Here is a 22,927-nt window from a genome sequence, read left to right as displayed (position 1 = left end):
CGTCAGTGCAGCCGGCCGGCGCCCGCGCGGTACGTGACCAGCCACGGGACGGCCCGTGGGTGGTCGACCCGGGTCCGCAGGACCGGCGTCCAGCCGGCGTCCCGGCGCAGCGTCTCCTCCGGCACCTCCGCGTTGTGGACGGCCACCAGGTCCACCGGCCGGCCGTTGACGTAGTTGCCCTCCGTTGTGACGGGCGCGTCCTTCCACTTCTTCAGGATCCGGCCGGCGCCGACACCGTCCGGCAGCGAGAAGGAGTTCCGCTCGGCCACGAGCTGCGACTCCGCGCCGATCCCGAAGGTGTAGCCGTACGCGTCCCCGTCGACGACGTAGTGGTTGTTGTACGCGTCGACCTGGCCGAAGCGGACGCGCGGGGCGCGCTCCACGACGTCCTTGAAGAGGTTGTGGTGCAGGGTGACCCGGAGCTTCCCGCGGTCGGTGGCGCCGGCGCTGTCGCTGTTGCCGATCATCAGTGTCTTGTCGTGGTCGGCGAAGACGTTCCAGGAGGCGGTCACCAGGTCGGCGCCGCGCACGATGTCCAGCTCGCCGTCGTGCTGCTGGTACAGCTGGCCGTAGTAGCGGGGGAGTGAACTGTCGGGGTGGCGCCCGTCGGTGAAGGTGTTGTGATCGATCCACACATGGGTGGAGCCGTACACGACGAGGCTGTCGTACTCCGAGTTCCACGCCCCGTTGGCGCCGTCGGTGGGGTCCCACTGCGGGAAGCAGTCCAGCGGGCTCTCCAGGGTGAGGTTGCGGACGATGACGTTGTCCACGCCCTTGACCTGGAGACTGGCGCCGACGATGCCCGCGTCCCGGCCGAGGCCGACGATGGTGGTGTTCGGCGGCACGTACGCCTTGACGGCCTCGGCCTGGTTGTCGGCGGACTGCGCGCGCAGGTCCTCCTGCGGGCCGCTGACCTCGGTGTCGTAGCCCCACACGTCGGGGTGGTAGTCGGCGAGGTAGGTGTCGAAGTCGTACCCCTCGGCCTCGAACGCCGCGCACCCGGACTCCGTCGCGTCGAGGGTGCCCTTGACCTTGATGATCCGGGGAGCGTCGCTCTCGTCGGCGAGCGCCGCTCTGAACTGCTCCCAGGTGGTGACGGTGTGGACGTGCGCGCGGTCGGCGTGCGCGCCGCCCGTGGTGCCGCCGTCCAGCGCCGCCCAGCCGTCCTGGTCGGGCAGGGTCTGGCGGGCCGTGTCCCGGTGGTGGCCGTGGTGGCGGTCGCCGTGCGGTGCGGCCGCCGCCGTCGCGGTCACGGACAGGACCAGTGCGGTGCATCCCACGACCGCCGTGACGGCGCGTCGCCGGCTTCTGTTGCTTCTCTTGGTGGACATGGTGCGGCTCTCTTCCCTGTCAGCCGGCCGGTGGCCAGGTGATCCATGAGTCGGGGATCTCGTCGTCGAGACGGCGTACGTCGCGCGGGGCGAGCACACCGGCCCGCAGCAGCTCGCCGGCGACCATCCGTGCGACCGCGACGGCGCCCGGGGGATTGAAGTGCGTGTTGTCCTGTTCGGTGGGCGTCCAGTTGAAGTACGCCTTGGTCCCCTCGGGGCCCAGCTCCTGCCAGCGGGCGATCGAGCGGGCCTGGATGTCGAGGAGCGCGGTGCCTGTTTCGCCGGCCAGCGCCCGCATCGCCGCCGGGTAGTCGCCGTGGGTGGTGACCGCGTCGCCCCGCGCGTCGAACCTGCGCCGCTCGACGGAGGTCGCGAGCACCGGCACGGCGCCGCGCGCCCGCGCCCCCTCGACATAGCGGCGCAGCTGTTCCTGGTACGTCGACCACGGCTCGGTGTACCGCGCCGGGTCGGCGCTCTTGGCGTCGTTGTGACCGAACTGAACGAGCAGAAGGTCGCCCGGGCGGATCCGTTCCCAGACGGCGTCCAGTCGGCCCTCGTCGGCGAAGCTCTTCGAACTGCGGCCGTTCACCGCGTGGTTGTCGACCCGCACGTACCGGCCCAGGAAGAACGGGAGCGCCATGCCCCAACCGGTCTCCGGTGCGGCGTCGGCGTACTTCTGCGCGGCGGTCGAGTCGCCCGCGACGAACAGTGTGCGCGTCGGGCGGCCCGCCGCCGGGGCGGCGGGGGCCGCGGCGATCGTGAGCGGTACGCCCGCGACGGCCGCGACCACCTGGCGGCGGGTGGGCCTCACTTGTTCTGCTGCTTCCACTCGGCCTGCGCCTCGTTGAGCTGCTCGGCGAGCGTGTCGAGGAAGTCCTTCTCGGACATCTTGCCGAGCAGCACCTTTTGGAAGCCCGGCTCGTTGTCGGCCTTGGAGATGGTGTTCCAGTCGGGCAGGTAGTACGGCAGCTGCACGATCTTCGTCGTACCGCTGAACAGCGCCTCGGCCGCCAGCCTGGTGGGCTCCGCCTTCTGCACCCACGCGTCCTTCGCCGCGTCGGTGTGGGCGGGGATCGCGCCGGCCGACTCGTTCCACTTGCTGTTGGACTCGTGGGATGCGGCGAACTCGATGAACTTCCAGGCCGCCGTCTTGTTCTTGCTGGACTTGAACAGGCCGAGCCCGTCGACCGGGTTGGAGACCTGCACCCGGGTGCCGTCGTCGGCCGTGGGGAGAGGGATGCCGCGGAACTTCTCCGTGCCCAGCGCCTTCACATGGTCCTTGTACGAGCCCAGGTTGTGGTTGAGCATGCCGATCTCGCCGCTGTCCCACTGGGAGACCATCTTGGTGAAGTCGTTGTTCACGTCGGCGGCCGGCGTGTTCTTCTTGAAGAGGGCCGCGTACTTCTCCAGCGCCGCCACGTTCTTCGGGTCGTTGACGGTGGTGCGGTCGCCGTTCCAGAACGTCTCGATGCCGCTCTGGCCGTATATGGCGTCCAGCGCCTGGGCGATGGAGCCGGCGCCGCCGCGGATCGTGTAGCCGAAGCGGTTCTTGTCCCTGGCGGTCAGCCGGTCGGCGGCGGTGAAGAACTTCGACCAGGTGGTCGGCGGCTCCAGACCGGCCTTGTCGAACAGGTCGGTGCGGTAGTACAGCACACCGTTGCTCGCGGAGGTCGGCACCGTGAACATCTTGTTCTGGCCGCCCGCGGCCTTCACGCTCTCCACCATGCCGGTGTTCAGCTTGCCGTCGAGCGAGCTGGCGGCGATGCGCTCGTCCAGGGGCTCCAGCGCGCCCTGCGCGGCGATCCCGGCCAGCATCGCGGCCCCGACGCCGCCGACGTCGGGCAGGCCGCCGCCCTGGATGGCCGTGTCGTACTTGGACTGGACCTCGGTCGAGGCGACCCCGACGTAGTCGACCTTGATGTCCGGGTGCTTCTTCTCGAAGTCGGCGATGATCTCCTTCCACACGTCGGTGCGCACACCGCCGTTGTTGTCCCAGAAGGTGATCTCGCCCTTGCCGGAGCCCTCGCCGCCCTTGTCGCCGGCGGCTCCGCCACCGCCGTCGCCGCAGGCGGTGGCGGTCAGCGCGAGGGCCGAGGTGAGGGCGAGGACACTGGCGGCTCTGCCGTGTCCCCGGCGGAAGATGTTCATGGTCGGCTCATTTCTGCTGGTACGGACGTGCTGGGTGGGTTGGATGGGCTGGGGGTGCCGGGTGGGTCGGGTGCGCTGTCTGTGCCGGGTGTGTGTACGGGGGTGATGCGGAACTGTGTGAACGTCGCGGCGCCGGCGTGACCCGCCGCCGCGGGCCCGTCCCCCGGCGCCGCGGCGAACAGGCCGAGGAGGGCGCCGACCCAGCGCCACGGGGCGGCGGTGAAGACCTGGCCCGACGGCAGGAACCCGGGGTCGAGCGCGCCGGGCACCGCGGCCGAGAACCGGCACCGCGCCCCCGCCCCGACCGCGATCCGCAGCCGCGCCCGGCCCTCGGGCGCGGGCCGCCGGTGCGCGGCGTCCCGCTCCGCCTCCGCGGTGGCCTCGGCGAACCGGTGCACCAGGTGCACCGCCCCGCCGGGCGCCCGCTCGAGGCCGATCCAGGAGAACGCGTCACCGAGCACCGCGAGCCCGGCCCGCGCCCCCGGTTCCTCGCTGTCCAGGCGCAGTTCGACCTCGACGACGGCCTCGTGGCCCGGAAGCCGCTGGGTGAGTACGTGGGGCAGCCGGCGCAGATCGTGCGCGTCGCCGCCGCGTACGCACATCAGCCGCAGACCGTCGCCCGAGTGCAGCGTCACCCAGCCGTCGCCCGGATTGGCGGTCCACTGCCACTGGCGGCCGTGCCGCCCGCCGGGGAACGCGTCGTCGGTGGCCGGCGCGCACCGGGGCTGGCGCGGCAGCGCGGGCTTGGGGTGGCGGAGCACTGGCGAGCCGTCCTCGCCGAGCACGGGCCAGCCGTCGTCGTCCCACCGCATCGGCTGGAGATGGACGACCCGCCCGTACGCCCCGCGCTCCTGGAAGTGCAGGAACCAGTCCTCGCCGTGGCGGGTCCGGACCCAGCCGCCCTGGTGCGGACCGTTGACGGGGGTGGCGCCCTGCTCCAGGACGACCCGCTCCTCGTAGGGGCCGAAGAAGTCCCGGGAGCGCAGGGCTCCCTGCCAGCCGGTGGCGACTCCGCCGGCGGGGGCGAGGATCCAGAACCACCCGTCGTGCCGGTACAGCTTGGGGCCTTCGAGGGTGAACCAGCCGGGCAGTGCGTCACCGTCCACGACGGTCCGGCCGCCGTCGAGCAGCGCGCTGCCGTCGGGGCGCATCCGGTGCCCGGTGAGCCGGTTCTTGATGCCGGAGCGGGACCTGGCCCAGGCGTGCACGAGGTACGCCTCGCCGGTCTCCTCGTCCCACAGGGGGCACGGGTCGATCAGCCCCCTGCCCTCCTTCACCAGGTGCGGACGGCTCCAGCCCTGCCTGATGTCGAGGGAGTTGACCTGCCAGATGCCGTGGTCGGGGTCGCCCCAGAAGATCCAGAAGCGGCCGTCGTGGTGCCGGATCGAGGGCGCCCACACCCCGCCGTCGTGCCGGGGGGCGGCGAACGCGGCCGCCGGCTCCAGCCGCCTGAGCGCGTGCCCGACCAGGCTCCAGTTGACGAGGTCGCGGGAGTGCAGCAGCGGCAGCCCCGGGGCCCGGCCGAAACTGGACGCGGTGAGGTAGAAGTCGTCGCCGACCGCGACCACGTCGGGGTCGGACCAGTCCGCGTTCAGCACCGGGTTGCGGTACGTGCCGTCGCCGAGGTCTCCGGTGATCACGCGGCCACCGCCCTGCGGACCAGCGCCGCCGCGCCCGCACGGTCCAGCCGCCCGTCGGCGACCACGGTCACCACACGGCGTACGACGGTCTCACCGGGCGCGATCGGCAGCCGTTCGGTGTGCGCCAGCGACGAACCCACGCCGGGGTACTCCTCGGCCCGGACGAACCACGGGTCCTCGCGGGTGCGCCCGGTCGCCCCGGCGAACACCAGCGTCCAGCCGGCGCCCGCGAGGGCCACCCAGCCGGCGCGCGCGCCGTGTGCGGCGGCCTCGCCGTCGGCCCGGTCGGTGAACACCGCGGGCGGGGACGGCTCCTTGGGGGCCCGCCAGAAGAAGCCCCCGTAGGCGGCGCCCGGCCGCCCGTTGGTGGCGGGGCTGCCGACGGACAGGGCCGTGCCCGCCGTGTTGGTCAGCGAGAAGGTGAGGTCCAGGGCCCATGCCGTGCCGGTCAGCGGGGTGGCCGCGACCGTGCGGTGCTCGCGCAGCAGGGTGTGTTTCCCCGCGACCCAGCTCAGCTCCTCGACGAAGCCGTCCTTGTCGCACAGTTTGAAGCCGGTGTGCCGCTGCTCGCCGTGGTTGTCGAGCTCCGTCGGTCCCTGGTCGCGTACGAAGGTGCGCCCGCCCCAGAAGTTGTGCCCCGCCACGTCCGGCACCGCGACCGACACGCCCACATGGTGCGGGTGGTCCGCGGGCCGCAGCTCGGTGACCGGCACGCCGGCCGGCGTGGTCAGCGGGTGGAGGTAGGGGCGCGGGGAGGAGCGGCGGTCCATGTCCGGCAGGAAGGTGTAGCGCCCGACGGGGCGTCCGGAGCAGCAGAGGGTGAGCGTGTCCGTCATGGTGCGCCCACCTCCGCGGGACGCGCCCAGGGGGCGCCGAGTTCGGAGTAGAGGCGCAGGGACGTGGCGCCGGCGGCGACGAGGGCGTCGACGCCCGGGACCACCCGCCGCGGCACGCCGCCGTCCTTGACGGAGCGCCACACCGACGGCGGCAGCGGCGCCGGATCGGGGGCGGTGCGCACGGCCTCCACGACGCGCATGAAGGCGCCGCAGACCTCGGGCGGCACGAGCAGCGCCGCGCCGTCCGTCAGATGCCGGACCAGGTTCTCCAGCAGGTCGGTCCGGCCGTGGACGCTCTCGTCCGGGCCGTGCCCGGTCCGCTGCAGCAGCACCTGGTCCTGCTTGTACCAGAAGGTGATCCGGCCCCGGGTGCCGTGCACCATCACGTACGGCTCGGCCGCGGTCTCGGCGCACAGAGTCGCCGCCACGGTGACCCGCCCGCCGCGCGCCGTCGTCACCCGGACGCAGGACGTGTCGTCGGACTCGACGGCGTTGGCACGGAACAGCTCGGTCTCGACGTCCGTGATGTCCTCGGCGCGCGTGCTGTCCGCCAGAGCCAGCGCCGTCGACACCGCGTGGGCGAGCGGGTTGGTCAGCACCCCGTCGACCACGTCGACGCCGTCGAGCCGGCGGCGGCCCGCCCAGGGCGAGCGCCGGAAGTACGCCTCGTCGCGCACCCACGCCCCGGCCGCCCCGACGCCGCGCACCTCGCCGATCGCGGCGTCGGCGACGAGCGAGCGGATCGCGGGCAGCGCGTGCGAACCGAGCGCCTGGAAGCCGATCTGACAGGCGACACCCGCCGCCGCGACCCCGTCGGCCATCCGCCGGAACTCCGCGTACGAGGGGGCCGGCGGCTTCTCCAGCAGCAGGTGCGCGCCGCGCCGGGCGGCCACCAGCGCCAGGTCCGTGTGGGTCTGGATCGGTGTGCAGACGACCGCGATCCGGGCGCCGGTGGCGGCGAGCAGCGCGTCGAGGTCCGGCGACTGCTCGGCGCCGGGGAAGCCTTCGAGCTCCTGCCAAAAGAGCGGGCGGACGTCGCAGACGCCGGCCAGCCGCACCAGCCCCTGCCGCTGGAGCCTTCGGAGGTTCGCCAGGTGGTGGCCGCCGTGGCCGCGGGCGCCGACGAGCACCACCGGCAGCGGCTCGCGTACGGTGCTCATCCCTTCACCGCCCCCGCGCTGAAGCCGGTGATCAGCCACTTCTGGATGAACGCGAACACGATCACCACCGGCACGGCGGCGATGACGCCGCCCGCCGCCAGCGCGCCGAGGTCGACGCTGTCCGCGCCCATCAGGGTGTTGAGGCCGACCGGGATGGTCTGCTTGTCCTGGTTGTTGAGGAACATCAGGGCGAACAGGAAGTGGTTCCAGGCGTGCACGAAGGCGAAGGAGCCGACCGCGATCAGCCCGGGCCGCAGCAGCGGCAGCACGACGACGCGGAAGGCGCTGAAGCGGTTGCAGCCGTCCACCCAGGCCGCCTCCTCCAGGGTGTACGGCACGTTCTTGATGAATCCGCTGATGAGGATCATCGACAGGGGGAGCTGGAAGACGGTCTCCGCGAGGATGACGCTGCCCAGCGAGTTGATCATCCGCAGATTCGCGAAGATCTCGAAGAGCGGTACCAGCAGCAGCGCGCCCGGTACGAACTGGGAGCACAGCAGCGCCAGCATGAACGCCTTCTTGAGGCGGAAGTCGAAGCGGGCGAGCGCGTAGCCGCCGGCCAGTGCGACCACCGTCGTCATGAAGAGGACGGCGATGCCGGTGAGAACGCTGTTCTGGAAGTAGGTGGCGAAGGCGCGCTCGGTCCACACCTTCTCGAAGTGCTCCGTGGTCATCGGCCACGGCACCAGCGAGGTCGACCCGGAGGGGCGGAGCGCGAAGAGCAGGATCCAGTAGAAGGGGACGAGCGTGAAGACGAGATAGACGCCGAACGGCAGATAGATCTGCCACCGCGGCACCTCGTCCCAGGCGCGCCTGCGGCGCCGGGGAGCGGGCGGCGGGGCGGCGGCCGCCGGGGGCGCGGGGGTGGGGGTGCGCGTGACCGAAGTGGTGATCACTTGTCCTGGCCTCCGAACTTGCTCAGGCGCAGATAGACCATCGAGAAGAAGAGCAGGATCACGAACGCCACCGTCGTCAGTGCCGACGCGTATCCGAAGTCATGTGCGTCGACACTGGTGTTGGCGATGTAGAGCGGCAGCGTGGTCGTCTCGCCGGCCGGTCCGCCGCCGGTCAGGGTGTAGAGCAGGTCGACGTTGTTGAACTCCCACACCGCCCGCAGGAGGGTGGACAGGACGATCGCGTCCTTCAGGTGCGGCAGTGTGATGTGCAGGAACTGCCGTATCCGGCTGGCCCCGTCCACCTCGGCCGCCTCGTACAGGTCCTTGGGCACGGACTGGAGGTCGGCGAGGATGAGGATCGCGAAGAACGGCACGCCTCGCCACAGGTCCGCGATGACCACCGCGGAGAACACGGTCGAGGTGTCGGAGAGCCACGAGGTGCCGTACTCGCCGATGCCGAAGTCCGCGAGGTAACGGGTGAGGCCGGTCTGGGAGTTGTAGAGCAGCACCCAGATCGCCGAGGTCAGCACCCCGGAGACGGCCCACGGCGAGAACACCAGCGCCCTGCCGAGGGCCCGGCCGGCGAAGGTCTGGTTGATGATCAGCGCGAGTGCCAGGCCGAACAGCAGCTGCAGGCCCACCTCGACCACGACCCACTTGAGGCTGAAGGTCAGGGTGTCCCAGAAGAGCGGGTCCTCAGTGAAGATCGTTGTGAAGTTCGAGAAGCCGGCGAAGCCGTTGCGCCACGGCTTGGTCGGGTTGTACTCCTGCAGGCTGTAATAGAAGACGCTCAGCACCGGGTACGCGATGAAACCGAGCAACAGCAGCCCGGCGGGAGCGATCAGCAGATACGGCAGCCGGCGTGGGACCGACCCTGTACGGCGGCCGGGCGCCCCCGGCCGCCGGGTCGGCGGCCCTGGCGATTTCTGCGCCACAGCTTGGGCCATGACTGCATCTCCGATCTGATGGTAAGTGCTTTCTCCGGCGCTGTGCGGATGACGGGCGAAGGAGTAAGAAGGGGGAGGGCGCCGGTCTCAGCCGGCGTACGGGTCCGGGACGTCGCCCGGCCTGGCCAGGAACGCGAAGTCGCATCCCGTGTCGGCCTGGGTGACCTGCTCGCTGTAGAGCGCGCCGTAGCCGCGCTCGTAACGGGCCGGCGGCGGGGTCCACTGCGACCTGCGCCGCTCCAGCTCCGCGTCGGACACCTCGAGACGCAGTGAACGCGCCTCGACGTCGAGCGTGATCAGGTCCCCGGTGCGGACCAGGGCCAGCGGCCCGCCCACATACGACTCGGGGGCGACGTGCAGCACGCAGGTGCCGTAACTGGTGCCGCTCATACGGGCGTCGGAGATCCGGACCATGTCCCGCACGCCCTGCTTCAGCAGGTGGTCCGGCAGTGGCAGCATCCCGTACTCCGGCATACCGGGCCCGCCCTTCGGGCCCGCGTTCTGCAGGACCAGCACATGGTTCGCGGTGATGCCGAGCGACGGGTCGTCGATTGTGCGCTGCATCGTCCGGTAGTCCGGGAAGACCACCGCCGGTCCGGTGTGCTTCAGCAGCGCCGGGTCGGCGGCGACGTGCTTGATGACGGCGCCGTCGGGGCAGAGGTTGCCCCGCAGGACGGCGACCCCGCCCTCGGCTGCGACCGGGTTGTCACGGGTGCGGATCACGTCGTCGTTGTGCACCAGCGCGCCGTCGAGCTGCTCGCGCAGCGTGGCGTGGGCGACGGTCGGCCGGTCCAGGTGGAGCAGGTCCCGGATGCGGGACAGGAAGCCCGGCAGGCCGCCCGCGAAGTGGAAGTCCTCCATCAGATAAGGCCCGCCACCGGGACGGACGTTGGCGAGCACCGGCACCGTACGGGCGATCCGGTCGAAGTCGTCCAGGTCCAGCGGCACCCCCGCCCGCCCGGCCATGGCGATCAGATGGATGACGGCGTTGGTGGAGCCGCCGAGACCGAGCACCGTGGTCACCGCGTCCTCGAACGCCTCCCTGGTGAGGATGCGCGACACCCGCAGGTCCTGGCGCACCAGTTCCACGATCCGCAGTCCGGACGCCGCCGCCATCCGGTCGTGGCCGGAGTCGACCGCGGGGACCGACGACGCGCCGGGGACGGTCACGCCCAGCGCCTCCGCGGCGGCGGTCAGCGTCGCCGCGGTGCCCATGGTCATGCAGGTGCCGGGGGAGCGGGCGAGCCCGCCCTCCAGTTCGCTCATCTCGCAGTCGCCGATGAGCCCGGCCCGCTTGTCGTCCCAGTACTTCCACATGTCGGTACCGGAGCCCAGCACCTCGCCCCGCCAGTGGCCGGGCAGCATCGGGCCCGCCGGCACGAAGACCGCCGGCAGATCCGCGCTGGCGGCGCCCATCAGCAGCGCCGGCGTCGTCTTGTCGCAGCCGCCCAGCAGCACCGCGCCGTCCACCGGGTAGGAGCGCAGCAGCTCCTCCGTCTCCATCGCCAGCATGTTGCGGTAGAGCATCGGGGTCGGCTTCTGGAACGTCTCGGAGAGTGTGGAGACGGGGAACTCCAACGGGAAGCCGCCCGCCTGCCACACGGCCCGCTTCACGGCCTGCGCCCGGTCGCGCAGATGGGCATGGCACGGGTTGATGTCGGACCAGGTGTTGAGGACGGCGATCACCGGCTTGCCCAGGTGCTCCTCGGGCAGATAGCCGAGCTGGCGGGTACGGGCCCGGTGGGAGAACGAGCGCAGCCCGTCCGTCCCGTACCACTGGTGGCTGCGCAACTCCTCCGGTCGCACGGTCATACGGACCACCCGGCCACCAGGTCGGCGACCTCGTCCCGCCGCCCGCTCGCCAGCATGCTGCTCGGCGGGCGGACGTCGCGGCGGCACAGACCGAGCGAGGCCAGCGCCTCCTTGACCACCGTCACGTTGTCCGCGGACCGCTGGGCGGCGCGCAGCTCCTCCAGCGGCCGGATCTGCTCCCAGATCTTCATGGCGGCCGCGTGGTCCCCGGTGCGCAGTGCGGCGAGCATCCCCAGCGAGACGGACGGCGACACATTCACCAGTCCCGAGGTGAACCCGGTGGCGCCGGCGGAGAAGTACGAGGGCGCGTACAGCTCGGCGAGGCCCGCGATCCACACGAACCGCTCCATGCCCGCGTCGCGGGCGAACGCCGCGAACCGCGCCGCATCCGGGACCGCATACTTCACACCGATGACATTGGGGCACAGCTCCCCGAGCGCCGCCATGCGCTCGCCCCGCAGCTGCGGATTGCGGACGTACGGCACGACCCCGAGCTCGGGCACCGCCTCCGCGATCGCCCGGTGATAGTCCACCCAGCCGTCCTGCGACACATACGGGTGCACCGGCTGATGCACCATCACCATCCGGGCGCCCACGTCCCGCGCGTGCCGCGCGCCGGCGACCGCCGTCGGCACGTCGAGGCCCACACCGGCCAGGACGACGGCCCGGCCGGCGCACTCCTCGACCGTCAACTCGGTGACGGCGCGCCGCTCGTCGGGGCCGAGCGCGTAGTACTCGCCGGTGTTGCCGTTGGGCGTGAGCGTGCGCACACCGCCGTCGAGCAGCCGGCGCACCAGTGCCCGGTACGCGCCGGCGTCGACGGTGTCGTCCGCGGTGAAGGGCGTGACCGGGATGGCCACCACATCGGCGAGCGCATCCCGCAGGGAGGTGAAGCCCGGATCGCCACTCATGCCTGGGCCTCCTCGGCCGTCATCGGGAACGCCCGCTGCACGAACGAGTCGATGTGCTCGTGCAGGGCGCGGGCCGCGGCGTCGGCGTCGCCGGCCAGTGCGAGCCGCAGGATCTCGCGGTGCTCATCCGCCTCCCGCTGCCACGACGGGTCGGCCGCCCACGCCACCGTGGACACCAGGGCCGCCTGGTCGCGGACCTCGTCGAGCATCCGGGCCAGCAGCGGATTGCCGCAGGAGACGTACAGCGCCCGGTGGAACTCCCGGTTCGCCAGCGACCGTTCGGCCTGGTCGGCCGCCTCGTCGGCCCTGACGAGCGCGGTCCGCGCCTCCTCCAGGGAGGCGCGGCGGGTGATCGAGCGCCGCAGCGCCTCCGGCTCGAGCAGCAGCCGCACGTCGTAGACCTCGCGCGCCATGTCGGCGTCGACCATGCGGACGGTGACGCCCTTGTACTGGCTCATCACCACCAGCCCGGTGCCGGCCAGCGTCTTGAGCGCCTCCCGCACCGGGGTCTTCGACACCCCGAACTGCGTGGCCAGTTCGGTCTCGACCAGGGCCTGGCCGGGGCTGAGGCCACCGGTGAGGATGCCGTGCTTGATCGCCTCCAGGACGTACTGCGTCCGGGAGGGGATCGGAGTGGGGGCGAAGGTCATCAGCACTCTCAGATCTCGCGTATCGCGTCTCATATATGACGTACGAAGTGCAACGCGCCGAACGTAGGGCCGCGATGACGCGCCGTCAATGCTTCGCGCAGAAATTCCTCGGGCGAGAACGCGGAAGGGCCCGACCGTCACGGTCGGGCCCTCCGGTGCGCGTGGGGCGGTCAGACGATGTTCTCCGCGATCTCCGCCCGCTCGCGCGCGTTCCCGTAAGCGGCCGGGACGCTGTACGAACGGCGCGCCACGAACCACCACACCGTGGCCAGGATCAGCACCGCCGCCAGCGCGATCGAGGCGTAGTTCATCGAGTCGACGGTCACCGGATTCGACTGCGGCAGACAGAACAGCACGGTCACGCACGCCACCCACACCACCGCGACCCAGCCGATCGGTTTGCTCCACCGGCCGAGCGACCAGGGGCCGGGCTCGAAGCGGTCGCCGGCCCGCAGCCGCAGGTAGACCGGGATCGCGTACGCCGGGGTGATGCCGATGACGTTGATCGCGGTGACCGCCGCGTAGGCGGTCGCCGAGTACAGCGACGGCACGGCCAGCAGGCAGGCGAACGACACGGACAGCCACACCGCGGGGACGGGCGTCTGCGTGCGGCTGCTCACCTTGCGCCACAGCTTGGAGCCGGGCAGGGCGTTGTCACGGCTGAAGGCGAACACCATCCGGCTGGCGGCGGCCACCTCCGCGTTGCCGCAGAAGAGCTGCGCCACGATCACCACGAGCAGCAGCGCCGTGGCGGCGCCGGTGCCCAGCGCGTCGATGAGGATCTGCGCGGGCGGCACCCCGGTCGCGGTGTTCTGGGTGCCCGCGTAGTCCTGGATGGCGAAGGTCAGACCGGCGAGCAGCGCGAACCCGGCGATCCAGGAGACCCAGATGGAGCGCACGATGCCCTTGGCGGCGGCGACGGACGCGTTGGAGGTCTCCTCGGAGAGATGGGCCGAGGCGTCGTACCCGCTGAAGGTGTACTGGGCGAGCAGCAGACCGATGGCGGCGACATAGATCGGGTTGTCCCAGCCGGTGTTGTTGACGAACTGGCCGAAGACGAACTCGGGGGACTGGTGGTCGGCCGGCACGATCACCAGGGCGCCCACGATCAGCGCCACACCGCCGAGGTGCCACCAGACGCTGACGGAGTTGAGCAGGCTGACCAGCCGCACCCCGAACAGGTTGAGGGTGGCGTGCAGCAGCAGGATGCAGATGAAGATGATCATCGTGGAGCCCGGAGTGGGCTCGAATCCCCACTGCAGGTTCAGGAACGCGCCGGTGAACAGGGCGCAGCCGTAGTCGATGCCGGCGATCGCGCCGAGCAGCCCGAGCAGGTTGAGCCAGCCGGTGTACCAGCCCCACTTGCGGCCGCCCAGCCGGTCGGCCATGTAGTAGAGCGCGCCGGACGTCGGATAGGCGCTGGTCACCTCCGCCAGGGCCATGCCGACGCACAGGACGAAGAGGCCGACGCCGGCCCAGCCCCACAGCATCACCGCCGGACCGCCGGTGCCGAGGCCGAACCCGTACAGCGTCATACAGCCGGACAGGATCGAGATCACCGAGAAGCTGATCGCGAAGTTGCCGAAGCTGCCCATCCGCCGGGCGAGGACGGGCTGGTAGCCGAGCTCCCGCAGCCGTTCCTCCTCGTCCTTGGGAGGATCCTGGCCGGGATCAGACCACTTCGGCGGGGATATGGACATCGGGATACCTCCGGGGACGGGGACGTGCTGAGCGGGCAGGGGCGGGGAGCGGATCAGCGGGGAGGGAGGACAGGGGGAGCTGGCCGGCGGGGAGGGGCTTACGGGCTGGAGCGGGTCGGCGGGGAGGGGAGCGGGGCCGCTCAGCTGTACGTATCCGGGGGCGGGCCCGGACGGGTGTCGCGCGCCGCCGCCAGACAGCGGGCACGGGCGCGCGCGAACACCTCCTCCGCGAGCCCCGCGTCACCGGGATCGGGCGTGCGGCAGCCCCACGGCTGCGTCGTCCAGAACGGTCCGAGGGCCTCGAACACCCGTCCCGCCTCGGCGAATTGCTGCGAGCCCCACAGCGCGTGCGCCAAGTGGCTCAGATCGAGCAGCGTGCAGGTCTCCGGCCGTATCGCGTCGAACCAGTCCCGCAGCGCCAGCCGCGCGTCACGGGCCGCGTCGTCCGTGACCCAGTGCAGGTCCAGCGCCTTCTCATGGCCCTTCTCCCGCCGGTAGCGCTCGACCCGCACATACAGCGGCAGCGCCTTGACCGACGATCCGGTGGGCGCGGCGGAGCACGCCCACTGGACGAAGTTCACCGCCTCCGACAGATGGACGCCGGACCGCCGCGCGTACAGGAACTGCAGCATCCGGTGGTACGCCTCGCGGTTGTGCGGGTCACGCTTGTCCGCCTGGGCCAGCAGGCCCCACGGCCCGGGGAAGAGCATTGGTCCCGGCGGCGCCATCCGGTGCTCCTCCAGCCGCTGCCCCTCGTCGAGCTGGGCCAGGGCCAGCAGGCACACCCACGGCACGGGGTCCTCCGGCGACCGGTGCGCGGCCAGCCTGCACGCCTCCCAGGCCTCGTGCCACAGCTCCTGGGTGCGCCGGTGCCCGTCACGGTGGGCGCGCAACGCCCGTTCGACGACGACGCGGCAGTGCATCACGACCGCGGCGGAACTCCCGGGCTCCTCGGTCCGCCACGCCTGCACCGTGTCGGAGCCGGCCGCGACCGCGGCCAGCACCTGGGTGCGCCGCGTCCACAGGTCCCAGTCGGCCGTCGTCTCGAGGATGTCGCGCATCGACCGCCAGCGGCCGGTGCGCAAGTCCTGGAGCGCGGTGCGCAGTTCCTTGTCGCGGCCGGCCGGATGGTAGACCGGGCGGAAGGTGTCCGGGGCCATCAGCGACGGGTCCGTCCGTGGCGCACGGGACGCCGGGACGTGGGGGCGGGGCCGGGCTCCGCCGGGCGGCGTAACGCCGCGAGGGGGTCCGTCAACACGGCCGCCGGGCCCCCGATTCCGTCACCGGACGGTCCGCCGGGCGCGGTGCCGCAAGGGGCAGCTCGGGTCGTGCACTGGTCGTCATGAGGCCTCTTGGGGCAGTGGGGGCTGATGCGCGCCGACGGCGGTGGTCGGCTGGCATCGGCAGAGATCGGGCGATGCGGAGAGCTGCGCCGGCCCCCCGTTTCGCTTCGTTGCGCGGCTGATCTTACTCAAGTGGCGGCGCTCGGCAAGCAGTTCCGGACAACGGTGTCAGCTGGAGGTCCCGCCCTTGACGACGGTGCCCGTCTGTACCACGCTTTCGTCAGCGATCAAGGTCTGTGCCGCGTTCCCTCAGCCTTCTTGTCGTTGCTTCTGTTCTTGTCGTTCCTTCCACCGGAGAGCGGGGTGGCCGATGACGGGCCCGGTGCTTGCCGTCGACCAGGGCACGTCCGGCACCAAGGCGCTCGTGGTCTGCCCTGCCCGCGGCGTCATCGGCACCGGCTTCGCGCCCGTGTCGCCCCGCCACGGCCCCGGCGGGCGCGTCGAGGTCGACCCGGCCGAGCTGCTGTCCTCCGTCGTGGACGCGGGGCGCCGGGCACTGGCCGACGCCGGTGAGAGCGTCGAGGCCGTCGGCCTGGCCAACCAGGGCGAGACCGTCCTCGCCTGGGATCCGTCCACCGGCGAGCCGCTCACCGACGCGATCGTCTGGCAGGACCGGCGCGCCGAGCCGCTGTGCGCCGAAATCGCGCCGCACGCCGAGGAGTTACGCCACCTCACCGGGCTGCCCCTGGACCCGTACTTCGCCGCGCCGAAGATGGCCTGGATCCGCCGTGAACTCACCCGCGAAGGCGTCGTCACCACCAGCGACTCCTGGCTCGTGCACCGGCTCACCGGCGCGTTCGTCACCGACGCGGCCACCGCCGGACGCACCCAGCTCCTCGACCTCGACCGCGTCGCCTGGTCGCCACGGGCACTCGAGATCTTCGGCCTGACCGGCGAACGGCTGCCGGACGTCGTCGACGCCGCCGGACCCGTCGGCGTCACCACCGCCTTCGGCACCGGCATTCCGCTCACCGGCCTCCTCGTCGACCAGCAGGCCGCGCTCCTCGCCCAGAGCGTCACCGGACCCGGCTCCGCCAAGTGCACGTACGGCACCGGCGCGTTCCTGCTCGCCCAGACCGGGCACCGGCCCCGCCGCTCCACCACCGGACTCGTCGGCTGCGTCGCCTGGCGGCTCGGCGGCCGCACCAGCTACTGCCTCGACGGGCAGGTCTACACCGCCGCCTCCGCCGTGCGATGGCTCACCGACCTGGGCGTGATCTCCGGCGCCGCGGACCTCGACACCGTCGGCGGCACGGCGCCCGACAGCGGCGGCGTCACCTTCGTACCGGCGCTCGCCGGGCTCGCGGCGCCCTGGTGGCGCGGCGACGTCCGCGGCAGCGTCACCGGCCTCGGCCTGGACACCGGCCCCGGCCACCTCGTACGCGCACTGTGCGAAGGGCTCGCCGCACAGGTCGTCTCCCTCACCGACGCCGTCGCCACCGACCTCGGCGCCCCGCTGACCGCGCTGCGCGTCGACGGCGGCCTCACCCGCTCCGCGCTGCTCATGCAGACGCAGGCCGACCTCCTCCAACTCCCCGTCGAGGTCTCCGCCCTGCCGGACGCCACCGCCCTCGGCGCCGCGGCCGTCGCCCGCCTCGGCATCGACGCGGACCTCACCCCCGAGCAGGCCGTCCCCGCCTGGCGGCCGTCCGCCGTCTACGAGCCCCGTATCGGCGCCCAGCAGGCGGCCGAACGGCTCGGCGCCTTCCGCGCCGAGGTCACCGCCCTGCTGGAACGCACCCCGCCGCCCGCCGCCGGACCCGGAGCGCCATGACCGTCACGACCGGCGGCCCCCTGCCCGACCAGCTGTACGACGTCACCGTCGTCGGCGCCGGTGTCGTCGGCGCCGCCATCGCCCGCGAACTCGCCCGCCACCGGCTGCGCATCGCGCTAGTCGACGCCGCCGACGACGTCGGGGAAGGCACCTCCAAGGCCAACACGGCCATCCTGCACACCGGTTTCGACGCCGTGCCCGGTTCCCTGGAGTCCCGGCTCGTACGCGACGGCCGGCGCCGCCTCGCCGCCTACGCGGAAGAGAGCGGCATCCCCCTTGAACCGGTCGGCGCCCTGCTCGTCGCCTGGGACGCCGGGCAGCTCGCCACGCTCCCCGCCCTCGCCGCCAAGGCCGCCCGCAACGGCCACCACGGCACCCGTCTCCTGGACGCCGCCGAACTCGCCCTGCGCGAACCGCACCTGGGCCCCGGCGCGCTCGGCGCACTCGAGATCCCCGACGAGTGGATCATCTGCCCCTGGACCACGACCCTCGCCTACGCCACCCAGGCCGTCCGCGCGGGCACCGCCCTGCACCTTGGCTGCCGGGTGGAATCCGTGACCGGCGGCGGCCACCACGAACTCGCCACCTCACGCGGCCTGCTGCGCACCCGCTACCTCGTCAACGCCGCCGGACTGCACGCCGACGAGCTCGACCGGCACCTCGGCCACGACGACTTCACCGTCATCCCCAGACGCGGCCAGCTCATCGTCTACGACAAGCTCGCCCGCCCCCTCGTCCGCCACATCCTGCTCCCCGTCCCGACCGCCCTCGGCAAGGGCGTCCTCGTCGCACCGACCGTGTACGGCAACGTCCTCCTCGGCCCGACCGCGGAGGACCTCGACGACAAGCAGGCCACCGGGTCGACCGCCGAGGGCCTGCGGACCCTGCGCGAACAGGGCCGGCGGATCCTGCCCGCCCTCGTGGACGAGGAGGTCACCGCCGTCTACGCGGGCCTGCGCGCCGCGACCGGGCAGGACGACTACCGCATCCGGGCCCACGCCCGGCAGCGGTACGTCACCGTCGGAGGCATCCGCTCCACCGGCCTGACGGCCTCCATGGCCGTCGCCGCCTACGTCACCGGCCTCCTCGGCGACGCCGGCCTCGACCTGGGCCCCGCCCGCGACCTGGAACCCGTCCGGATGCCCGGCATCGGCGAAGCGGGCCCGCGTCCCTACCAGCGGGCCGGCCTCATCGCCGCCGACCCCGCGTACGGCGCCATCGTCTGCCACTGCGAACGCGTCACCCGCGGCGAGATCCGCGACGCGCTGAACAGCACCGTCCCGCCCCGGTCGCTCGACGGACTGCGGCGCCGCACCCGCGCCCGCGGCGGCCGCTGCCAGGGCTTCTACTGCGGACCCGCGGTCCGCGCACTGTTCGAGGAGGGCCGCGGGTGAGCCGCGCGGAACGCACCGTGGACGTCCTCGTCGTCGGCGCGGGTCCGGCCGGACTCGCCGCGGCCGCCCACCTGGCCGCCGCCGGCGCCGGCCGCGTCGAGGTACTGGAACGCGAACAGCGGCCCGGCGGCATCCCGCGCCACAGCCGCCACCGCGGGTTCGGGCCCCGCCACCGGCCCGTCGACGGCCCCCGGTACGCCGAGTGGCTCGTGGACGCGGCCACCGGCGCCGGAGCCGTACTGCGCACCGGCGTCACCGCCACCGGCTGGGCCGGTCCCCGCACCCTGGACACCACCGGACCGGACGGCCTCGAACGCCTCACCGCCCGCGCCGTCGTCCTCGCCACCGGGGCCCGCGAACGGCCCCGCAGCGCCCGCCTGGTCCCCGGCACCCGGCCGGCCGGCGTCCTGACCACCGGCGAACTCCAGCAGGCCGTCCACCTGTACGGGCAGCGGGTCGGCCGCCGCGCGGTCGTCGTCGGCTCGGAGGCCGTCGCACTCCACGCCGTGGACACCCTGCGGGCGAGCGGCACCCACGTGGTCGCCCTCGTCACCGAGGACCCGCACGCCCCTCCGCGTTCGCCCCGGCACCGGGTCCCGGTGATCACCGGGACGGCCGTCGAGGAGGTGACCGGCCGCGGCAGGGCGGCGGGCGTCCGCCTGCGGGGCGGCGACGGCAGCAGCACGTTCCTCGTCTGCGACACGATCGTCTTCACCGGCGACTGGATCCCCGACCACGAACTCGCCCGGCTCGGCGGTGCCGCCCTCGATCCCGGTACGCGCGGCCCGGCCGTCGACACGGCCTTCCGCACCTCCCTGCCGGGCGTCTTCGCCGTCGGCAACCTGCTCCACGGCGCAGAACCGGCCGCGACGGCGGCGGCGGAGGGCCGCCGGGCCGCCGGCTTCGTCGTGCATCATCTGGCCGGAGCCGGAGCCGGAGCCGGAGCCGGGGCCGGGGCCTGGGCGCACGGTCGGATGCCCCTGCACGTGGAACGCCCCCTGCTCTGGATCGCGCCGAACCGCCTGAACCCCGACGGCCCGCCGCCCCTGGAAGGACGCTTCACCCTCCGTACCTCGCAGCGCCTCGCCCGGCCCGTCCTCCTCGTCAGCCAGGACGGCCGCGAGCTGGACCGCCGGCACCTGCCACGCACCGCCCTGCCCGGCCGGGCCGTCCATCTGCGCGCCGACTGGATCACCCGGGCCGACCCCGAGGGCGGCCCGGTCCGCGTCGCCGTCATGTCCGATTTCCGCCAGCCCGGTGCCGGGGCCGCTCGCATACTGGCCGTATGACCACCGAGGCACCCGCGGTCCCCGACAGTCGCTACGAGGCCGTGACCAGCCGGGACGCCCGGTTCGACGGCGTCTTCTTCTTCGCCGTCTCCACGACCGGGATCTACTGCCGCCCCAGCTGCCCCGCCATCACACCCAAACGCCGGAACGTCTCCTTCTACCGCACCGCCGCCGCGGCCCAGGCCGCCGGCTTCCGCGCCTGCCGCCGCTGCCGCCCCGACGCGGTCCCCGGCTCCGCCGAGTGGAACGTCCGCGCCGACGTCGTCGGCCGCGCCATGCGGCTGATCGGCGACGGGATCGTCGACCGGGAAGGCGTCGCCGGGCTCGCCACCCGCCTCGGCTACAGCGCCCGCCAGGTGCAGCGCCAGCTCAACGCCGAACTGGGCGCCGGGCCCGTCGCCCTGGCCCGCGCCCAGCGCGGCCACACCGCCCGCGTACTGCTGCAGACGACGTCCCTGCAGGCCGCCGAGATCGCCTTCGCGGCAGGGTTCGCGAGCGTACGGCAGTTCAACGACACGATCCGCGAGATCTACGCCGCCACCCCCACCGAACTGCGCGCCCTGCGGCCCGGCCGCGCCACGCCGGTCGACACCGGCTCCGGCATCCCGCTGCGGCTGGCCCACCGGGGCCCGTACGCGGCGGAGTCGATGTTCGACCATCTCGCCGCCAACGCCGTCCCCGGCACCGAAGAGGTCACCGGTGCCCGCGGCGCCCGCACCTACCGCCGGACCCTGCGGCTGCCCGGCGGCGCGGGCATCGCCGAGGTCGGGGAACGCCCGGGAGCCGGCGGCTGGCTCGAGTGCCGGCTGCACCTGACGGACCTGCGCGACCTGACCTCCGCCACCCAGCGGATGCGCCGCCTGCTCGACCTGGACGCCGACCCCTGCGCGGTCGCGGAACGCCTCGGCGCCGACCCGGCCCTCGCCCCGCTCGTCGCGGCCCGCCCCGGCCTGCGCGTCCCCGGCGCCGCGGACCCGCACGAGGCGGCGATCCGCACCCTGGTGAGCCGGCGCGCGGCCGGCGACCTCGTCGCCGCGCACGGCGAGCCGCTCCCCGCCCCCAGCGGCGGCCTCACCCACCTGTTCCCCCGCGCGCGGGACCTGACCGGCACCGACGACCCGGCGCTGCGCGCCCTGGCCGAAGCGCTCGCCACCGGCGATCTCGTCCTCGACCCCGGCGCCGACCGCGAGGAGACCGAGCACCGCCTGCTGCGGCTGCCCGGCATCGGCCCCCGAACCGCCGCCGCCGTCCGGCTCCACGCACTCGGCGACCCCGACGTCCTGCTCCCCGACGACCCGGCACTGCCGCCCGGCGCGGACCCCGAACGCTGGCGGCCGTGGCGCTCGTACGCGATGCACCACCTGCGGGCGGCGGCCGGTCCGTCCTGACCGGCCCCGGCCTCACCCGTACGGCCCAGCAACGCAGCGGCCCCGGCGCGCGGCGCGCCCAGAGTGGAGGGCGTCGCCACCGTCACCGCACCGGGAGTACCGATGACCTGCCTCAACCGACGTGACCTCGGCCTGCTCGTCCTGCGCACGGGAACGGGCGCCGTCCTCATGGCCCACGGCACCCAGAAACTCTTCGGCTGGTTCGGCGGCGGCGGCCTGGAAGGCACCGCGCAGGGCATGGAGGCCATGGGCTTCCACCCGCCCAGGCAGAGCGCGATGGCCGCGGGCATCGCCGAGGCGGGCGGCGGCCTGCTGCTCGCCCTCGGCCTCGCCACGCCCGCGGCGGGCGCGGCGGTGACCGGCAACATGGCGGGCGCCGTCTCCGTCCACGCACCGGCCGGCTTCTTCGCCCAGTCCGGCGGTTTCGAGTACCCGGCGTTCCTCGGCTTCACCGCGGCCGCCATCGGGCTCATGGGCCCCGGCCGCTACTCCCTCGACCACGTGACCCGCCACCGCTTCGACGGCCCATGGATCCTGGGCGCCGCCTTCGCGGCCAGCGCCCTCGCGGCGGCCGCCGTCGTCGGCAGGCGCGCCAAGGGCCAGATCGGCGCGGACGTCGACGACTCGGCGAGGGAGCAGGAAGCCGACACCCTCGAGGATTAGGACCGCCTGTCCGTCGAAGTCCCGGTGGCCCGGTCGCCGGCCCCGGTGCCCGCCCCGGGCGTCACTCGTTCCTGAGCAGGTCGACCGTGCCCGCCAGGCCCTCGTCGCCGTGGCCCTGGGCCACCCGTCGGCGCATCAGGTCCATGCAGGGCGTGAGGAGCCGGGGGTCGACCGACTGGTCCTCGGCCGTGGCCAGGAGCGCGGCGTTTCCCGCCGACATCATGGCGAGGTTCGAGGTGACCCCCTCGGTGTAGTCGCCGCTCTCCAACTGCGCGGCGATCTCGTGAGCCGTGCCGGCCATGGCGCCGAGCCAGTCCGCGAGCAGGGCGGCGAAACCGGCCCGGTCGAGGTCCTTCTCGGGGCGCACCAGAGCGAAGGCGTGGGTGACGCCCGCGAACATGCCGGTCATCGCGCTGAGCAGGGCGATGTCGTGCAGTGCCGCGTGGCCGGCGTCGCCGCCGACGAACTTCGCGCCGGCGGGAGTCTCCAGCACCTCCCGGTGGCGTTCGAACAGGGCGCGGTCGCCGCTGTAGAAGACATAGCCGCCGGTCTCCGGCCGGCCGATCATCGGGGGGACGGCCATGATCCCGCCGTCCAGGAACCGGGCCCCTCGTTCCTCGGCCCAGCGGGCCCGTTGCCTGGACAGAGCGGGAGTGCTGGTGGTCAGGTCGACCAGGTCCTTGCCGGTCAGGTCCGTGCCGTCGAGGGTCTCGCCCACGGAGGCGTCGTCCAGCAGGCAGAGGACGACGGGACCGGTGGCCGAGGCCAGCGCCTCGGCCGGCGTGGCCGCCACCCGGGCGCCCTCGGCCGCCAGAGCTTCGGCCTTGGCGCGGGTGCGGTTCCAGACGGTCAGCGGATGTCCTGCGGAGAGCCAGGCGCGGGCGAGAGCGGTGCCCATGTCGCCGAGGCCGAGGAGGGTGACAGGAGCCTTCGAAGCGGTGTGTTCTTCCATGCCCCTCAGGCTCGTACGGAGCCGGACCATGATCAAGTACGCACTTTTTAGTGCGTGGTTTCCTCGGCTGCCAGGGGCTGGCCCGAAGGCCTG

19 protein-coding genes are annotated in these 22,927 nt (G+C 73.0%); 5 read left to right on the top strand and 14 right to left on the bottom strand.

The features are described from left to right. Positions 1-2: 2 nt before the first annotated feature. From ACWD01_RS17730 to ACWD01_RS17670, 13 genes are all read right to left on the bottom strand, one after another. Positions 3-1,331, bottom strand: coding sequence for a pectate lyase family protein (locus ACWD01_RS17730; RefSeq protein ID WP_451162742.1), 1,329 nt, complete (start codon positions 1,329-1,331; stop codon positions 3-5). Between the two features lie 19 nt (positions 1,332-1,350). Next, complete coding sequence (locus tag ACWD01_RS17725; protein ID WP_451162740.1) at positions 1,351-2,142, bottom strand: rhamnogalacturonan acetylesterase; 792 nt, start codon at positions 2,140-2,142, stop codon at positions 1,351-1,353. Further along, positions 2,139-3,479: an ABC transporter substrate-binding protein gene (locus tag ACWD01_RS17720; protein ID WP_451162738.1), complete on the bottom strand. Its 1,341-nt coding sequence runs from the start codon at positions 3,477-3,479 to the stop codon at positions 2,139-2,141. Before ACWD01_RS17720 ends, ACWD01_RS17725 begins: the two co-directional genes overlap by 4 nt. Continuing rightward, positions 3,476-5,119 (bottom strand): family 43 glycosylhydrolase, encoded by a 1,644-nt coding sequence (locus tag ACWD01_RS17715; protein ID WP_451162736.1) that lies wholly within the window; start codon positions 5,117-5,119, stop codon positions 3,476-3,478. Before ACWD01_RS17715 ends, ACWD01_RS17720 begins: the two co-directional genes overlap by 4 nt. Beyond that, positions 5,116-5,955 (bottom strand): DUF6807 domain-containing protein, encoded by an 840-nt coding sequence (locus ACWD01_RS17710; protein WP_451162734.1) that lies wholly within the window; start codon positions 5,953-5,955, stop codon positions 5,116-5,118. The genes ACWD01_RS17715 and ACWD01_RS17710 overlap by 4 nt, the downstream gene beginning before the upstream one ends. After that, positions 5,952-7,115 carry a Gfo/Idh/MocA family protein gene (locus tag ACWD01_RS17705; protein ID WP_451162732.1) on the bottom strand — a complete coding sequence of 388 codons (1,164 nt, stop codon included), beginning with the start codon at positions 7,113-7,115 and terminating at the stop codon, positions 5,952-5,954. Before ACWD01_RS17705 ends, ACWD01_RS17710 begins: the two co-directional genes overlap by 4 nt. Beyond that, positions 7,112-8,011: a carbohydrate ABC transporter permease gene (locus ACWD01_RS17700; RefSeq protein WP_451162730.1), complete on the bottom strand. Its 900-nt coding sequence runs from the start codon at positions 8,009-8,011 to the stop codon at positions 7,112-7,114. Before ACWD01_RS17700 ends, ACWD01_RS17705 begins: the two co-directional genes overlap by 4 nt. Beyond that, entirely contained in the window at positions 8,008-8,958 is a 951-nt protein-coding gene (locus ACWD01_RS17695) for a carbohydrate ABC transporter permease (RefSeq protein WP_451162728.1), read from the bottom strand. Before ACWD01_RS17695 ends, ACWD01_RS17700 begins: the two co-directional genes overlap by 4 nt. Positions 8,959-9,045: 87 nt before the next feature. Then, on the bottom strand, positions 9,046-10,770 hold the full coding sequence (gene araD, locus ACWD01_RS17690) for an L-arabinonate dehydratase (protein WP_451162726.1): 1,725 nt from the start codon (positions 10,768-10,770) through the stop codon (positions 9,046-9,048). Further along, the gene (locus ACWD01_RS17685) at positions 10,767-11,681 is read right to left on the bottom strand and encodes a dihydrodipicolinate synthase family protein (protein WP_451162724.1); all 915 of its coding nucleotides are present in this window, start codon (positions 11,679-11,681) and stop codon (positions 10,767-10,769) included. Before ACWD01_RS17685 ends, araD begins: the two co-directional genes overlap by 4 nt. Beyond that, positions 11,678-12,331, bottom strand: a complete 654-nt coding sequence (locus ACWD01_RS17680) for a GntR family transcriptional regulator (RefSeq protein ID WP_451162722.1) — start codon at positions 12,329-12,331, stop codon at positions 11,678-11,680. The genes ACWD01_RS17685 and ACWD01_RS17680 overlap by 4 nt, the downstream gene beginning before the upstream one ends. Positions 12,332-12,501: 170 nt before the next feature. After that, positions 12,502-14,031, bottom strand: a complete 1,530-nt coding sequence (locus ACWD01_RS17675) for an amino acid permease (protein ID WP_451162720.1) — start codon at positions 14,029-14,031, stop codon at positions 12,502-12,504. A gap of 140 nt (positions 14,032-14,171) precedes the next feature. Continuing rightward, positions 14,172-15,191, bottom strand: a complete 1,020-nt coding sequence (locus ACWD01_RS17670; protein WP_451162718.1) for a hypothetical protein — start codon at positions 15,189-15,191, stop codon at positions 14,172-14,174. Between the two features lie 493 nt (positions 15,192-15,684). On the opposite strand from ACWD01_RS17670, the gene ACWD01_RS17665 reads away from it, so the two are divergent. The 5 genes from ACWD01_RS17665 (at position 15,685) to ACWD01_RS17645 (ending at position 21,882) form a co-directional block, all read left to right on the top strand. Further along, positions 15,685-17,148 carry an FGGY family carbohydrate kinase gene (locus ACWD01_RS17665; RefSeq protein WP_451162716.1) on the top strand — a complete coding sequence of 488 codons (1,464 nt, stop codon included), beginning with the start codon at positions 15,685-15,687 and terminating at the stop codon, positions 17,146-17,148. Next, complete coding sequence (locus ACWD01_RS17660) at positions 17,145-18,542, top strand: FAD-dependent oxidoreductase (RefSeq protein WP_451162714.1); 1,398 nt, start codon at positions 17,145-17,147, stop codon at positions 18,540-18,542. The genes ACWD01_RS17665 and ACWD01_RS17660 overlap by 4 nt, the downstream gene beginning before the upstream one ends. Beyond that, on the top strand, positions 18,539-19,831 hold the full coding sequence (locus ACWD01_RS17655) for an NAD(P)/FAD-dependent oxidoreductase (protein ID WP_451162712.1): 1,293 nt from the start codon (positions 18,539-18,541) through the stop codon (positions 19,829-19,831). The genes ACWD01_RS17660 and ACWD01_RS17655 overlap by 4 nt, the downstream gene beginning before the upstream one ends. Further along, complete coding sequence (locus ACWD01_RS17650; protein WP_451162710.1) at positions 19,828-21,219, top strand: AlkA N-terminal domain-containing protein; 1,392 nt, start codon at positions 19,828-19,830, stop codon at positions 21,217-21,219. The genes ACWD01_RS17655 and ACWD01_RS17650 overlap by 4 nt, the downstream gene beginning before the upstream one ends. Positions 21,220-21,321: 102 nt before the next feature. Then, a complete protein-coding gene (locus ACWD01_RS17645) occupies positions 21,322-21,882 on the top strand; it encodes a DoxX family protein (protein ID WP_451162708.1) in 561 nt (186 codons plus the stop codon). Between the two features lie 61 nt (positions 21,883-21,943). Here ACWD01_RS17645 and ACWD01_RS17640 read toward each other — a convergent pair whose 3' ends face one another. Then, entirely contained in the window at positions 21,944-22,834 is an 891-nt protein-coding gene (locus ACWD01_RS17640; protein ID WP_451162706.1) for an NAD(P)-dependent oxidoreductase, read from the bottom strand. Positions 22,835-22,927: the final 93 nt, after the last annotated feature.

The organism is Streptomyces sp. NPDC002835 (assembly GCF_053591995.1).
Note: the sequence above shows the minus strand (reverse complement) of the source record. Positions and strands in the feature narration are given on the sequence as shown.